16 protein-coding genes are annotated in these 14,424 nt (G+C 70.2%); 6 read left to right on the top strand and 10 right to left on the bottom strand.

Features of this window, described 5'->3' with window-relative positions; translation table 11 throughout:
• Window positions 1-315: 315 nt before the first annotated feature.
• A complete protein-coding gene (locus tag TNCT1_RS33440) occupies window positions 316-789 on the top strand; it encodes a hypothetical protein (RefSeq protein ID WP_143639693.1) in 474 nt (157 codons plus the stop codon).
• A gap of 143 nt (window positions 790-932) precedes the next feature.
• Here the strand turns inward: TNCT1_RS33440 and TNCT1_RS33435 are convergent, their stop codons facing one another.
• From TNCT1_RS33435 to TNCT1_RS33425, 3 genes are all read right to left on the bottom strand, one after another.
• Entirely contained in the window at window positions 933-2,903 is a 1,971-nt protein-coding gene (locus tag TNCT1_RS33435) for a YncE family protein (RefSeq protein WP_143639691.1), read from the bottom strand.
• 514 nt (window positions 2,904-3,417) lie between these two features.
• Window positions 3,418-3,705: a hypothetical protein gene (locus TNCT1_RS33430; protein ID WP_143639688.1), complete on the bottom strand. Its 288-nt coding sequence runs from the start codon at window positions 3,703-3,705 to the stop codon at window positions 3,418-3,420.
• A 90-nt stretch (window positions 3,706-3,795) separates the two neighbouring features.
• Window positions 3,796-4,653, bottom strand: a complete 858-nt coding sequence (locus TNCT1_RS33425; protein WP_235903024.1) for an alpha/beta fold hydrolase — start codon at window positions 4,651-4,653, stop codon at window positions 3,796-3,798.
• Between the two features lie 83 nt (window positions 4,654-4,736).
• On the opposite strand from TNCT1_RS33425, the gene TNCT1_RS33420 reads away from it, so the two are divergent.
• On the top strand, window positions 4,737-5,222 hold the full coding sequence (locus TNCT1_RS33420) for a MarR family winged helix-turn-helix transcriptional regulator (protein ID WP_143639684.1): 486 nt from the start codon (window positions 4,737-4,739) through the stop codon (window positions 5,220-5,222).
• Between the two features lie 182 nt (window positions 5,223-5,404).
• On the opposite strand, the gene TNCT1_RS33415 is transcribed toward TNCT1_RS33420, so the two are convergent.
• Complete coding sequence (locus tag TNCT1_RS33415; RefSeq protein ID WP_143639681.1) at window positions 5,405-5,854, bottom strand: hypothetical protein; 450 nt, start codon at window positions 5,852-5,854, stop codon at window positions 5,405-5,407.
• 244 nt (window positions 5,855-6,098) lie between these two features.
• Window positions 6,099-7,019 (bottom strand): NADP-dependent oxidoreductase, encoded by a 921-nt coding sequence (locus tag TNCT1_RS33410; protein WP_143639678.1) that lies wholly within the window; start codon window positions 7,017-7,019, stop codon window positions 6,099-6,101.
• Between the two features lie 329 nt (window positions 7,020-7,348).
• Between TNCT1_RS33410 and TNCT1_RS33405 the strand changes: the two genes are divergently transcribed.
• A complete protein-coding gene (locus TNCT1_RS33405; protein WP_235903023.1) occupies window positions 7,349-8,245 on the top strand; it encodes a LysR family transcriptional regulator in 897 nt (298 codons plus the stop codon).
• 45 nt (window positions 8,246-8,290) lie between these two features.
• Here the strand turns inward: TNCT1_RS33405 and TNCT1_RS33400 are convergent, their stop codons facing one another.
• On the bottom strand, window positions 8,291-9,172 hold the full coding sequence (locus tag TNCT1_RS33400; RefSeq protein WP_235903022.1) for a cytochrome P450: 882 nt from the start codon (window positions 9,170-9,172) through the stop codon (window positions 8,291-8,293).
• Window positions 9,173-9,469: 297 nt separating this feature from the next.
• Window positions 9,470-10,198 carry an SDR family oxidoreductase gene (locus TNCT1_RS33395; protein ID WP_143639670.1) on the bottom strand — a complete coding sequence of 243 codons (729 nt, stop codon included), beginning with the start codon at window positions 10,196-10,198 and terminating at the stop codon, window positions 9,470-9,472.
• A 669-nt stretch (window positions 10,199-10,867) separates the two neighbouring features.
• Between TNCT1_RS33395 and TNCT1_RS33390 the strand changes: the two genes are divergently transcribed.
• Window positions 10,868-11,356: a GNAT family N-acetyltransferase gene (locus TNCT1_RS33390; RefSeq protein ID WP_143639668.1), complete on the top strand. Its 489-nt coding sequence runs from the start codon at window positions 10,868-10,870 to the stop codon at window positions 11,354-11,356.
• 13 nt (window positions 11,357-11,369) lie between these two features.
• Here TNCT1_RS33390 and TNCT1_RS33385 read toward each other — a convergent pair whose 3' ends face one another.
• From TNCT1_RS33385 to TNCT1_RS33375, 3 genes are all read right to left on the bottom strand, one after another.
• The gene (locus TNCT1_RS33385; protein ID WP_143639667.1) at window positions 11,370-11,993 is read right to left on the bottom strand and encodes a LysE family translocator; all 624 of its coding nucleotides are present in this window, start codon (window positions 11,991-11,993) and stop codon (window positions 11,370-11,372) included.
• Between the two features lie 224 nt (window positions 11,994-12,217).
• Window positions 12,218-12,793 carry an ABATE domain-containing protein gene (locus TNCT1_RS33380; protein ID WP_143639665.1) on the bottom strand — a complete coding sequence of 192 codons (576 nt, stop codon included), beginning with the start codon at window positions 12,791-12,793 and terminating at the stop codon, window positions 12,218-12,220.
• A 237-nt stretch (window positions 12,794-13,030) separates the two neighbouring features.
• On the bottom strand, window positions 13,031-13,537 hold the full coding sequence (locus TNCT1_RS33375; RefSeq protein WP_143639663.1) for a hypothetical protein: 507 nt from the start codon (window positions 13,535-13,537) through the stop codon (window positions 13,031-13,033).
• A 216-nt stretch (window positions 13,538-13,753) separates the two neighbouring features.
• On the opposite strand from TNCT1_RS33375, the gene TNCT1_RS33370 reads away from it, so the two are divergent.
• Window positions 13,754-14,050 (top strand): hypothetical protein, encoded by a 297-nt coding sequence (locus tag TNCT1_RS33370; RefSeq protein WP_143639661.1) that lies wholly within the window; start codon window positions 13,754-13,756, stop codon window positions 14,048-14,050.
• A 180-nt stretch (window positions 14,051-14,230) separates the two neighbouring features.
• Window positions 14,231-14,401: a DUF5670 family protein gene (locus tag TNCT1_RS33365; RefSeq protein WP_011113206.1), complete on the top strand. Its 171-nt coding sequence runs from the start codon at window positions 14,231-14,233 to the stop codon at window positions 14,399-14,401.
• The last annotated feature ends 23 nt before the right edge of the window (window positions 14,402-14,424 follow it).

Here is a 14,424-nt window from a genome sequence, read left to right as displayed (position 1 = left end):
GCTGGCCAGCTTCCGCGTGGTCAAGCGTCACCACGACGACGAGTACTAGTCCGCGGCCCGTCGTGTGACTGTGGAGCCCCGGCCCGCCGGAATCGGGCCGGGGTCCCAGTTTGGCCCATGTGCGCGGCGGTCACGTCCCGCACAGCCCTGCCGGCGCCGGATGCCGGGCATACGGCATCCGGCGCCGGGACGGCCACCCTTCCCCTTCACAGGTGCGCCCACCTGCGGTTCTGTGCCCGCCGACGTGTGTCCCGGGGCGGCCGCCCCGGCCGTCCGTCCGACGCTTTCCCGGTCCGCAAACGGGTGAGGAGTGACATGAGCATCCGCCTGGTGGAAGACGTGAGCGACGGCACCTGCGTCCTGGACCGCCTCACCGTCACGCTGACCCCGGCGCTGCCCTGGCTGGGACACCGGGCCCGCTGGGAGATGAGGGGCCACCTCAAGGAGCCCGTCGACCTGACCCGGGTCACCTGCAACGTCATCATGAAATTCGGGCCTGTGAAGATGCTCGAGAGAAACTACCTGCTGCCCGACCTCCTCGAGAGTCTGGGCGCGAGGCTCTCGGGTGACCCCAGACCGGCTGCCGGACCGTGGCAGCAGACGTGGGACCTCCAGCTCCCCGAGACGGTACCGGTGGCCGAGCACCGCATCCTGCTGCGCGCCCGCACGGACAGCGGACAGAACTTCCTCGCCCTGGACATCGCCCTGAACTTCAGTCACCGGTTCCGCCCGGCCGCGGCGAGCGGCAGAGCAGGCTCACGCGTGCTGCACGGCGCACACCCCCGCTGACCCGGGACAGCCGCGGTGCGCACCTCGAGCGCGGCCCTGCACACGGCGGGGCAGTGGCGGCATCATCGACCCCTCCAAGACGTGCCAGGCGCGGCCAGCCCGGGCGGAGAAGGCCTTGAGCGAGGCCCTCTCCGCCCCGGCGGTCAGTTGGTGAAGGTGAAGTACTTCCAGGCGCCGTGCGTGGTGGAGTTGACGCTGTCGCCGGAGGAGCCGTTGACGTACGACGAGCGCATGCGGGCGCGGACGCCGGCTGTGCCCGCCGCCTCCAGGCGCACGGCCGACTTGCCGCCCGCCCCCAGCGCGAAGTACTGCGAGCCGGAGTCGTGCCAGGAGCCCTGGTAGTAGACCTGGAGCTGGAAACGCTGCTTGCGGCCGGCGTAGTAGGTCATGGTCGTGGTGAACACCGGATCGGTGTTCTTGTGGAAGTAGTAGTAGTTCGTGGAGCCGATCCGGCCCGTCTTGTAGTGCTTGGAGACGGCGGTGGAGACCTTCACCTGTGCGTACGCCGTGGACTTCACGGTCTTCGACGCATAGCGGGCGTCGCCGGCGAAGACCGCCGTGACGGCGGTGTCCCGGGTCATGTCGACGGTCGCCGACAGGTTGCCGCTGGAGTTGACCTTGGCCGTCTTCAGCAGCTTCTTCGGCTTGTCGGAGCCGAAGGGGTCCGCGTAGAGCGAGACGGTGCGGTTCTTGTACGTCGTGCCGAGGTGCGCGGTGAAGGTGACGTCCTTGCCGTACGCGTACAGCTTGCCGTTGTTGTTCAGGGTCAGCGACGTCGCCTTGCGCGGGACGTCCACCGCGTCCGAACCGGAGGCCGGAGCGTGCGTGGCGTCGCCCGCGTAGGAGACCTTGTAGGTGACCTTCCCGCCGGCCGGCGGGGTGTCGGTGAAGGAGAAACCGCCGTCCGCCTTCGTCGTGACGGCGGCCAGCGCCTTGCCGTCCGGGGAGTCGACGTCGGTACGGGTCACCTTCAGGGCGGTGCCCGCGGCCAGGGGAGTCCTCGAGGTCAGCTTGCCGGTGACGGTGAGCTTCTTGCCCCGTTCCGACGTGCCGGGGGCCGACACCTTGAGGGTGGGCAGCTCCTTGGTCGGGTCGGTCAGGGCGCGCAGGGTGTACGTGCCGTAGGTGTTCTCGGAGACGGCGAAGACCCGGCTCGAGTCCGGCGCCCAGGCGAGCGCTCCGTCCACGAGGGTGTCGGCGCCGCTGCTGTTGCCGGTGTTGGGGAAGTCGTACTCCCGCACCGGCACCGCATCGCCGGGCCGGTGGATGTGGACGTCGGGCTCGTACCATGAGGAGCTGCCGCCCGCGACGCTGCCGTCGGGCGCGACCCGCACCGCGTTCGGGTAGGCGTCGATGGGGTAGCCCGGCCGCTCGGTGAGATCGGTGGCCGAGTAGGCGCCCAGACCGTAGCCGTACTCCGGGTCGCCCCACGAGGTGAGGACCTGCTCGCCGTCGGGCGTCAGGTCCAGCTGCCGCACGGCGGTGTCCATGTCGCCCTTGACCCGCAGTACCGCCCCGTCGGCCGAGACGTCGTACACGGCCAGCCGGCCACCGTTGCCGGCCACCAGGACGCCCGGCACGGCCGGGTCGGACGCCAGGAACATGCCGAAAGCGCCGGAGAAGTCGACGTCGCCCCGCTGGGCGAGGTGCACGACGGGTTCGGGGCCGGAGACGTCCAGCGAGCCGAAGTTCGTGCCGTGGGCGAACCAGATCCGGCCGTCCACCACCTCCAGGTCGCCGGGAGCCACGCCCACCGGATAACTCGCGGTCTGCGTGTACGTGCTCGTCTCCACCGAGATGATCCGGTTGCCGTTCTTGACGGCCGCGTACACCTGTCCGGAGTCGGCGGACAGCGCCAGGCCGCTCACGCCGGAAAGGCCGGTGAGCGTCGCCTTCACCGTGCCGCTGTAGTCGGTGACGACGATCTTGCCGCCGGCCGGATCGGAGACGTAGACCCGACGGTGGGCGCCGTCCACGATGATGTCGCCGACCGCCTTCACCGGAAGGACCTTCGCCGAGTCGGCCGCCGCCGGCCCCGCCACGCCCGTTATCAGGGACGCGGAACCGAGGACGACCGCCAGTGACGTCGCGATCGAGATGCTGCGCCTGCGCACAGTGCTGTGACCCCCCACAGAAGAAGCCCGGTGTGTCCGGGCGCTAAGGAACGGGCGGCGCGTCCCCCCTGCCCCCTGCGACGGGCGCCCGGACGCTGCCGGAGACGAAGCGTATGGCATGCCAGCGACAACCGGGCGCCCATGGTGACGGCCGGACAGCCAGGCCGTCCGAGGAAGCGGCGCCCGCGGTCGTCGAGTTCGAGGTTCCGCCGGCGGCGGAGCCCACCGGTTGCGGTCGGCGATCAAAGTGGCCGCGATGCCGATGACGGCACCGGTCAGCGTGGAGAGCAGGGGCGTCCAGTCCATGCGCCGCAGCTTGTCGAAGCCGGTGCGCCGGCGCAGTGGCTTTCGCCGCCCACGGCGGCGACCGGCACTATCGAAACGCCCTCGGCGCTCGCTGCGTGCCGAGCCGGGGAGCGTCGGCCGCCCGCGGCCGGTACGCGGGACGATGCCGCCTGCCGCACAACGGAAAGGGCTTCGCCGGCCGGGTCCCGGTGCTCAACCAGCGGCGGGTTCAGGCGCGTTCCGGCTTGTCCGTCCCCTCGCCGGCCGCGGGCCGGGCACGGCGTCGGCCCAGCAGGGTGCACCCGACGGTCACCAGGCCGATGGCGATGAGCTTGGCGGCCCCGTGGTAGCCGAACGCCGGCTCCTGCGGGGTGCCGGGCAGCCCGAGGAAGACCCATGCTGCCGCGACGCCCCCGAAAACGATCAGCGCGACAGCCCCCCACGTTCCCAGGTCCGCCCACCACGGCCCCGCCACGTGATGCGGCTCGTCGGTCCGCTCAACGGCCTTGTCGTCCACGGTCAGCTCTCCAGGGGCATGAGGGGGCAGTCTCGCGCAGGAAGACGTGGTTCCGGCGCGGACGGTTCACCGCACGGCACGCGTGCTCGTTCACCGGGGCGGACGGCCCTTCGCGGACGGCGCCGCGAGAAAGTCCAGCACGATCGCGTCCACGGCCGCGGCGCCGGCGATGGGCAGCGCGTGGTGACCCAGTCCGGGCAGCACCTGGACCCGGGCCCGTGGCAGCAGCCGGCGGGCCCGCTCGGCCGTCGTTGCGGCGTCGTGGACCCGGCTGTGCCCGGCGAACAGCGCCAGCACCGGCATGGCGAGCGGCGCAGGGTCGAGCGTGCGCCCCACCACCGGCCGGCCTCGTCCCCGCAGCCCGGCACCCAGCACGTACAGGCGTCTGAAGTCCTCGTCCACACCGGTACCCGCGGTTTCCCAGTCGAGGTAGGCGCCGACCCGCTGCTCGGTGGGCCGCAGCAGCATCCACAGTGCGCGCGGCAGGTAGCCCGGCCGGTACCCGCTGAACACCTGGGTCGGGTCGAGCAGCGCGAGGCGCCGCACCCGGAGCGGAGCGTGCAGCGCGTACGCGGCGGCCACCCAGCCGCCGTACGAGTGCCCGCACAGGGCGGCCGCCGGCAGCTCCAGCCCGTCCAGCACGGCGTCCAGCCACGCCATGAGGTCCTGCGGCGTGCGCAGCGGCAGGCCGGCGCGTTCACTGCGGCCGACGTCGCCGAGGATGTCGACCGCGTACACCCGGTGCCGGGCCCCCAGCGCCGGGGCGTTGGCGAACCACGCCGTGCCGGTGGCCCCGCCGCCGTGCAGCAGCACCAGGGGCGGGCTGTCCACCGGGCCGCAGGCGTGCACCCGGGTCGGGCCGTACGCCGTGGGCACGGTCAGCTCGGCGGTCCCGGCCGGCCAGCGGGCCAGCAGCGCGTCGTAGGCGGCGAAGTACGGGTCGGACACACCGGCTCCTGGGTGTTCGGCGGATCGCATGACATATTCTCTCGCTGAACGAGATACTAGGCCGGCGAGAGGATGGCGCGTCAATGAGCACCGAGGAGATCCGGCAGGACCCCCGGATCCGACTGGTCCACCAACTACGGGCGGCGACCGTCGAGTTCGACCTGCTCGCCGCCGAGTTCGCCGCCCGCCACGGACTGCACCCGACCGACCTGCGGGCCCTGATCGCCCTGCTCGACGCCGCCCGGGCCGAACAGCCCATGACGCCCGGCCGGCTCGGCGGGCAGCTCCGCCTCAACTCCGCCGGCACCACCACCCTCATCGACCGCCTGGAGCGGCTCGGCCTGGTCCGCCGCGAACGCGACACCACCGACCGCCGCCGAGTCCTGCTCACCGTCGAACCCCGGGCGGTCGACCTGGGCTGGTCGTTCTTCGGCCCCGCCATCGGCACGCTGCTCACCGCCATGGACGCCTTCACCCCGGCGGAACTCGGCACCGTCGAACGCTTCCTCGGCGCGATGACCACCGCCACCGCCACCGCCCGCGAAAACGCCGCCACCGCCTCCCCTTGACCCGAAGCCGCGGTGAACGGCGCGGACACACAACGGGCCGTGCGCGGCAGGCACCGCCAGGTGACCCGGCGGGCCAGGGTGCGTGGGCATGACAGCGGGGCTGGGCGAGACCTTCCTGCCCAGCCCCGCTGCGGCTGCGGGTGCGCCGTCAGCGGCTGCGAGCCGCCGGCGTCAGCTCGGCGTCAGCTGACCCGCACGGCGACCGGGGAGGAGTGGAACGTGCCGGACTTGGTCGCCACCCGGACATGCTCGGTTCCCTTGGCGGTGAACGTCCGCTTGATCGTGTAGGTGCCGTTCTTGTTGACGGCGGCCGTGGTCTTCAGTGTGGTCCACTTGCCGTTGCGCTGGTGCTGCAGCACCAGCGTCGAGCCGGCCTTGATGCCCTTGACCCGGCCGGTGAACACCACCGCGTTGCCCACCTTGACGGCCTTGTGGCTGGCCGCGACGGTGATCGAGCCCATGGCCGTCGGCGTCCGCGACGGCTTCATGCTCGGCATGCCGGTGTGGGTCGCGGTGGGCTTGGGGGCCGGCATCCCGGTCGCGGCGGCTGTGGCCGTACCGGTCGACAGCAGCGCGGCGGACAGGGCACCGGCGGCAAGCGCACGGGTGCGGCGGCCTCGGGTGACGCTCATGTGGGTCTCCTGCTTCGTCGGAGTTCCCCCCTGGGAGTCGAGTCGGCCATTCGGGCGGCTCGCGCATTCAGGCTGGCCCGCGTGCGGCGGGGCGGCATGCCGAAGCGAACCCGGGAAGCGTGGAAGGAGACCTCTTTTCGGCGTAGCCGCAGGTCAGCCCAGGTCGCTCAAGTGTCACTCATTCAGCGGTATCCATCACTGAGAGCGACCTGGTGCACGGTGCGGCTGACTCTGCGGCAGGGGCTCAGAGGGTGAGCACGATCTTTCCGCGGGTGTGGCCGCTCTGGCTCAGGTGCCATGCCCGGGCGGCGTCAGCCAGCGGCAGGACGTGCTGGACGGGCACGACGAGCCTGCCCGCATCCGCGAGACCGGCCAGGTCGGCCAGGTCGGCTGCGTTCGGACGGACCCATACGTGGTGGCCGCCCTTCGCCTCCACCTCGCTCTCGGTGATGGATGCGACTCGGTCGCGCCTCTTGAGCAGCCGCTGCGACACGTCGACCGCGCCGTGGCCGACGAAGTCGAGGGCCGCGTCCACGCCGTCGGGCACCAGCCGCCTCACTCGGTCGACGATTCCCTCACCGTAGGCGACGGGCTCCGCGCCGAGTTCGCGGAGGAAGCCGTGGTTGTCCTCGCTCGCGGTGCCGATCACCCGGGCACCGAGTGCGAGGGCGATCTGTACGCCGAACGAGCCGACTCCGCCCGCCGCGGCGTGGATCAGCACCGTCTCGCCCTCGACGAGGCCGACGCGTCTGATGCTCTGGTAGGCGGTGAGCCCTGCGAGGGGCACGCCCGCGGCCTGCTCCCAGGTGAGCGCGGCGGGCTTCTTCGCCAGCGCACGTACGGGAGCGGACACCAGTTCGGCGTACGCGCCGTTCTGCGCCCAGTCCTTGCGTACGTAGCCGAAGACCTCGTCGCCGACGCTGAACTCCTTGGCGTCGAGACCGACCCGCTCCACGACGCCTGAGACGTCCCAGCCGGGGATCAGAGGGAAGCGGACCTCCATGATCGGATCCAGGTGTCCGGCAGCCAGTTTCCAGTCGACGGGATTGACCCCGGCCGCCTTGACCCGGATCAGGACCTCGCCGGGAGCCACCTTGGGGTCGGGCGCCTCGACCAGCTTCAGATCGTCGGCCGAGCCGTATTCCTGGAGCGTGATTGCTTTCATGGTGTGCGTGAAGTCCTTTCCGGATGATCGCCGCGCTCCCGCCCGGCGCTCCTGCCCGGCGGCGCGAGGTCTGCTGCCCGGACCGCCGCCGGGACGAAGAGGCCGGGGTGTTCGGCCTCGTCCGGGGACGCGGGTGACGGGGGAGGGCCGTCGTCTCCGGCTCCCCCGACAGTAGAGTCGCTTCCCATCGATATCCAATGGCCTGAGTGGCACCTGGCTATCGGAATCCCTATAGGTGAGTCAGCGGATGGATGCCGGCACCCCAGGGGCCGGGGCAGGCCGGTCGCAGGGGTTGGACGGCCGGTGGCCGAGCGGATAGAGAGGGTGCCGTGGACCTTTCTCTGCTCCGTACCTTTCTCGCCGCCTATCGGTCGGGTTCTCTGACCGCCGCGGCCCGTCAGCTCGGACTTTCGCAGCCGACGGTCACCGCCCAGGTCCGTGCCCTGGAGGAGCAACTCGGTCTGCAGCTCTTTCGCCGCCTGCCGCGCGGGATCGCGCCGACCTCCGTCGCGGACGAACTCGCGGCCGAGACCGCGCCCCATGTCGACGCGCTCAACGCGATCGCCGAGCGTGGCCTGTCCCGGCACGCGCCCTTCTCCCGGCCGCTGCACCTGGGCGGGCCGGCGGAACTCACCGGCACCCGGGTGCTTCCCGCACTTGCTCCTCTGATCGAGGACGGGTTGCGGCTGCGGATCACCTTGGGCCTGCCCGAGGAGCTGCTCGCGGGACTTTCGCAAGGCCGTTTCGATCTGGTGATCTCCACCGTTCGCCCGCGCGGACGCAACATCGCCGCGGTCCCCCTCACCGACGAGGAGTTCGTCCTCGTGGCCGCCCCCTCCTGGGCCGAGCGCATCGACGTCGCGCGGCTCGCCCGGGAGGGAGCGCCCCGCCTGCGCGGTGTTCCGCTGATCAGCTACGCCGAGGACATGCCGCTGATCCGCCGTTACTGGCGGACCGTCTTCACCGCCCGCCCCGCCGGCAGCCCCGCGGTGGTCGTGCCGGACCTACGGGCCGTCCTCACCGCTGCCGTGGCCGGGGCGGGAGTGACGGTACTGCCGACGTATCTGTGTGCGGCCGAGCTCGCCTCCGGGCACCTCGTCAAGCTGCTGGACGTGGAGGTCCCACCCCTCAACACCCTGTTCGTCGCGGTCCGCCCGGGCACGGAGGAGAACCCGGGCGTGGGAACGGTCCGCACCCGTCTGCTCATGCAGGCGCGCCTGTGGTGACCGCCCGCCGAGGACAGATCCCCACCCGGACGTGTCCGGCACCGGTCAGTCACGGATGCCGTCGATGTCGACCAGGACGTGCCGCGGGCCGCGGAAGATCTGGTTGTGCCGGTAGGGCGGCGGGTCCTGGACGAGCCGGGGGTTCTGCACCCGGCGGACGAACTCGCCGACCGCCACTTGGACTTCGAGCCGCGCGAGCGGAGCGCCGAAGCAGAAGTGGATGCCTTGGCTGAACCCGAGGTGCTGATTGTCGGGGCGTTCGAGGTCGAGTGTGTCGGGGTCGGTGAACCGTTGCGGGTCGCGGTTCGCCGAGCCGTACGCCAGGAAGATCGGCGCGCCCTTCGGGATGGTGGTGCCGGCGATGTCGATGTCTTCCACGGCGGAGCGGGTGTGCCAGAACTGCACCGACGACTCGAAGCGCAGCAGCTCCTCCACGCCGGGGACGATCAGCTCGGGCCGGCGGCGCAGCTTCTCGAGCGCGTCGGGGTGGCGCAGCAGGGTGAGCACGCTGTGGGCGATGAGGTTGACCGTGGTTTCGTGTCCCGCGAAGATCAGGAGCAGGGCGTTGCTCACGAGGACGCCCTTGGACATCCGTCCCTCCGCGCCGTCTTCGTTCACCAGGACCGAGAGCATGCCCGGTCCCGGCTCCCGGGCGTACCTGTCGAGATGAGGCGCCTGCGGCGGGCCGGCGAAGTGCGGCATCATCGTCCGGCGGTCCCGGTCGTGCTCGGGCGGATCGCAGGTGATGATGTTCGGCTCGGTCAGCGCTTCCCTGATCGGCTCGGCCGCCGGCTCCGCGCCCGCCGCCTGGGCCCCGGCCGGGACGGGACACTTGCGTGGATCCGAACTCACCCGGGGGTCGTGCAGCAGCGCGACGATCTCCCGGTAGGTGCTGACGACATAGGTGCCGTCCGGCTGCCGCGCCACCGGTTGCTTGCGCAGTTCCTCGTAGAAGGGGTACGGATCCCCGCCACTGCGGCGAACAAGCCGCCTTTGGGCCGATGCCGGAGGAGTGGTGCAAGCACAGCCGGACGCTCTGTCAGCTGCTGACTCTGCTGACGAAGCAGGTCGGTGGCGGCCGGCGGGCGAGCGCGGACGCATCCATGACTTGGCCTCGGGCCTGAGCCGATCTCCGAGCCGGTGAAGCCACCGTCGCGGCCCACACACGCCCAACGAGGAGACGGACGGCTTGCCGGGCGACCCGGCCCGAGACGTCGTGGCGGGTCAGGAAAGCCAGTCGGCGTAGCGGGTGGGGGCGAGGTGGGCGTTCTTGTCGGTGAGGACGTCGCCCTTGACGGCGGCGAACATGCCGGCGGTGGGGTCGGTGACGACGCTGCGGTCGTCACCCTTGTGGGACAGAGTGATGCGGCCCAGCTCGTCCAGAGTGAAGACCTCGGGGCCGGCGACACTGCGGATGCCGTTCAGCGGCGCGCCGGCGGCGACCTCCGCCACCGCCCGGGCCACGTCCTTGGAGGCGATCGGCTGGATCGGTGTGGCGGGCAGCCGGACGGTGTCGCCGTCGGCGGTCCAGGACAGCACGGCGTCCATGAAGTCCATGAACTGCGTCGCCCGGACGATCGAGTAGGGGACCGGCCCGGCCGCGAGGATCTGCTCCTGAAGCAGCTTCGCCTTGTAGTAGTCCAGCTCGGGCACCTGGTCGACGCCCACGATCGAGAGAATGACGAAGTGACCGACGCCGGCCCGGTCCGCCGCGGCCAGGAGGTTGTCCATCGAGGTCTGGAAGAAGGCGGGGGAGGCCTCGTCGAAGGTCGGGGAGTTCGTCAGGTTGACGACGACGTCGGCCCCCCTCAGCGCGTCGTCCAGTCCCTGTCCGCTGATGACGTCGATGCCGGTGGACTTCGAGTGGGGCACCGCCTCGTGCCCGGCGGCGCGCAGGTCGGCGACGACCTGCGATCCGATCAGCCCGGTACCGCCGATGACTGCGATCTTCATCAGGTGCCTTCCTTCGGCAATGCGTGGGCGAACATGGCATACGGGGACTTCCTCATAGGCGCTTCCTCAGCTGTGATGTCCTCGTACCGGTCGTCGAGGACGAAGAGCGGTTCGGTGCCGTGTGCGGGGGCCTCGGTGTCTCGCGGCACCCGGGCTGCTGTCGGCGGCGGACTCCTGCGAGATCCCGCCAAGGGTGCTCAGCATGATCACGTACGAGGGTGCGGGCCGCTACGGCACGCCCGGGAAACCGTGTCCCCGGCCTGCTCGCCGCAGCCATGTCACACGCGGTGAAGCGTCATTTCACCCTACGCCCGGTCCCCGGGAGATTCCCGACGGGCAGCACCCCGGGGGGCCCGCCGGCCAAGGTGTACACGTCCCATGCGCATCCGCCGCCCGCGCGGCGCCCGGTCGGCAACGGCCGCGAAGTCCGGAGCCGCCCGAAAGACAACGGCCCTGAGGGCCGGCGCCACGCGACCCCCACGCCCCGCGCAGCCCCGCGTCGTGACCGCACAGCCCTCGCCAGGCCGCCACGCTCTGCCCCGTCCTGCCGTACGGGGATGACGCCCCTCACCTCGGTACCGCTCCGGCGCCCGCCCGAGTGCGAGGACCGCCTGCCTGAGCGGCCGACCCGCCGCGGGAGCGCAACCCCCGGCGCGACATACTCTCCCGATGGGTTCACGCACTTCCCCGACCAGCCGGCCGGTCGCGATACGCAGGGCCGTAGCGCGGGACGCCAAACGGCTCACACGGCTCGTGCGTGGCTCAGGCGCCTACGAGGGCAAGTACGCGGCCGCAGTCGCGGGCTACCGGGTCGGTCCCGATTACATAGAGGCCCACCGTGCCTTCGTGGCCGTCGGCGCCGACGAGCAGGGAGGCCGGGTCCTCGGGTTCTACTCGCTCGTCCTCGATCCACCGGAGCTCGACCTGCTGTTCGTCGCTGACGAAGCGCAAGGACGGGGTATCGGACGACTGCTCGTCGCGCACATGCGGTCCGAAGCGCGTGCCGCCGGGCTCGACCGTGTCAAAGTCGTGTCGCATCTTCCCGCCCAGGACTTCTACCACCGCGTCGGCGCAGTGCGGACCGGAACCGCGCTCGCGAACCCGCCCGCCGTGCCGTGGGACCGTCCCGAGTTCGAGTTCCGCATTCCTTCGGCTTGAGGGGTATCGGCGATCAAGCCAGCAGGACCTCGCCGAAGATCGTCCCGGCCAACGCGACATACACGGTGCACGCGCTGTAGTTCAGCACGGCTGTCGCTTTGGTCGAGTCGACGAGACGTGCGTGGAAGAAACCTGCCAGAACGCCGATGCATCCGTAGAGAATCACCTCCATCAGAATGTCGATCGCACCGAGGATCGCCATCTGCGAGGCCGGGTTGTCCGCGCTTCCGATGAACTGCGGGAGCACCGCGAGGAAAAACAGAATGATCTTCGGATTCGTGATGCTGACGAAGACGCCTCGCAGATACCAGCGGCCTGCTGTGACATCACTGTGCCCACTGATCGCACGACGCGCGTGACGCATCGTCACATACGCCAACCACAGTAGATACGCCGCGCCTAAGATCCTGACCGCATTCAGTACTGATGGATGCGACCGGGCGATTTCCCCCAGGCCGGCGATGACGGCGGCGGCGTAGACGCTCATGCCGGTCGCGATGCCCAGGATGGCTTTCACCGCGGACCGGCGACCGCCTTCGAGGCCCACTGCGAGCAGGTAGGCCATGTCCGGCCCGGGGGGACCGAGGAAGAGCAGGATCACTGCCACGTAGCCCGGCAGCACCGTCAGATCCACCATCGTCAGCGGCCTCCAGTCCTGGCGTGACGTGCGGGGAATCCGCACTTCCGGGGGTGATCGCTCCACGCTGGGTCACCGCCGGCGGACGGGCACCCGATGCCGGCCTTGGAGGGTGTCATGTGGTCGGCATGCGGTAGCGAGATCATGTAGCGCGGGAATCTAGATCATGTAGCGCGGGAATCTCGGTACTGCGAAGTCACGACGGCCGGCGATCGACAGCATGGTCAGTCGGCAAGGCTCGACTTCTTGCGCTTGTTGGCGAGAAAGCGGGCCTTTTTCTCACGGTTGCCACACGTGTTCATGTCGCACCATCTGCGGGTGTGTCCACGGCTGGTGTCGAGGAACGCGGCCCGGCACGTCGGCGACGCACACAACGAGATCTTCCCTTCTCGCTCTTCCGCGAGGAGGCGGATCGCGTCGTCCGCGATGACGCTGAGCGCGTCCTCCGTGGAACCAGAGCCCAGCCGCCACTCCCGGCTGCCCTCGGGCGTCAAGATCGCCGAGGCCAGACCGCCAGTACTGCAGTCATTGATGACCTGGACAGCCGAGGAGGGAAGCGGGCTCTGGTTCGCCACTGCGGTGGCGGCTTCGTGGATCGATTCCCGCAGCTCCCGTGCGCGCTCGAGCTGGGACTGACTGCAGGAGTCCACGGCGAGTCCATGGACCGCGAACCAGTCCGCGAGCCGGGAGGGCACCGGAATACGCTCGAGCGCCTCGCCGTAACGCTCCGACAGGGTCCCCGTGAAGCTGGTCGCCAGCACCTTGCCCAGACGGAACTCGGGAAAATAAACCACGGCCATGGAACCACCTTAGCCGGTTGCCTGTTGCGTCACAAGGCATACGAGAACCTGCGTAGATGGTTCTGTGCCCCAAGGCCGACACCGGGTGCCCGGGCGCCAGTTGAAGAAACCCGGCGCGTACCGCCGGGAAGGCGCCATGGTCGGGGCTGCCTACATGGACGAAGGCGCTCGGTTCAACGGTGCCTGTAGAAAACTCCTGAACACCATGAGGAAGCGCTGAAGCGAATGGCCCCGCCGCTATCGAGCGTCGGTTCTGCGGCCCAGCAGCCACACCGCACTGCCCCACAGAGCCAGCGCGGTGGGGATACAGGCCATGGCGCGTACCACGGTCGGCGGTCCGCCTGCCGCGCCGACGACACCGGCGACGCCACCAGCGGCGATGAGCAAGGCGGCTGTCACGCGGTATTCCGGCTGCCGGAACAACGTGGCCAGCGGCAGAAAGTGCACCCCGACGATGAACACCACCAACACCGGAATCCAGGAGGACGCACCGCAAGCGACGCACACCGCGACAGTCGCCGCGATCGCAGCCCACTGGGCGATGTTGATCCACCCGAAGCGCCGCATCACTGCGCCGTCCGGCGGGGAAGGCGGCGCCCCCTGGGCGACGGCCCTGCGAGCCAGCAACAGCACACCCACGGTGGCGGCCAATCCAAGGACCACTGCCACAGCGGCCAGGAGGCCGGTGACCACCGAGATCCCCACCATCCACCAGGCCAGCCCGAACACCGCAAGAATGATCATTCCGGATCTGAACACTTTCCCCCCGCATCGCGCGTCGTCGCCACCGTAAAGCCCTCAAGGGCGCTGACGAGTATCGGCCTGTACCTATGGCGGCACCCCGCTCAAGGCCGCCTGATCAACACCCTCGACGAACTTCGGGTCGAACAACGGGAAGCCGAGGCACGGCAGGCAGCGGGCGGGGGAGCCGTTGTCGGTGGTGGCTGCAACGCTGGTCGTATGAACGGCGATGAGCAGTTGCTGCGTGGCCGGGTCTACGGCTGCGACCACGACGACCCCAACCCCGGGCCCCTCCCCGCACGGTCCTACGCGACGCTCGTGGGCGGACCCCTGGACGGTCTGCTGCTGGACATCACCGGCTGGACGGCGGAGGAACTCGACGGTGGCGTCGCCCTGGCCACCGAGTTGTCACGGTGGCCCGGCGGCCGCGCCCTGTACGACCCCGGCGACGGCGTGCCGCGCACACCAGGCCCGGGGATCGCCTGCCGCTTCCACTACTCCGGCGACACACCCTGACCACCGGCCCGCCCGCCCTGGTTGACGGGATGGTGCCGCGGTGCGTGAGGGGCGAGGCCCGGGGAACGATGCATGGCGCGCAAGCCCGTGAACATGCCCCGTACCGCAGGGAAATAACTCCCGTTTTGTGGGCTTGTCGGCCTGAGGTAAGGGCACATGATGGCCAGGAGGTTGATAACGATGGTTCCCCTGCTTCTGGTTCTTCTGCTGGCCCTGATTCTCTTCGGCGCGGGTTTCGCGCTGAAGGCACTGTGGTGGATCGCGGTGATCGTGCTCGTCGTCTGGCTGCTGGGCTTCGTGGTCCGTACGGCTGACAGTGGCGGTCGTAAGGGCCGCTGGTACCGCTGGTAGACGACGGACACACCAGGCGCGTG

The sequence above is a fragment of the Streptomyces sp. 1-11 genome (assembly GCF_007176755.1).
Classification (GTDB): domain Bacteria; phylum Actinomycetota; class Actinomycetes; order Streptomycetales; family Streptomycetaceae; genus Streptomyces.
This window is presented reverse-complemented; position numbering and strand designations above follow the sequence as displayed.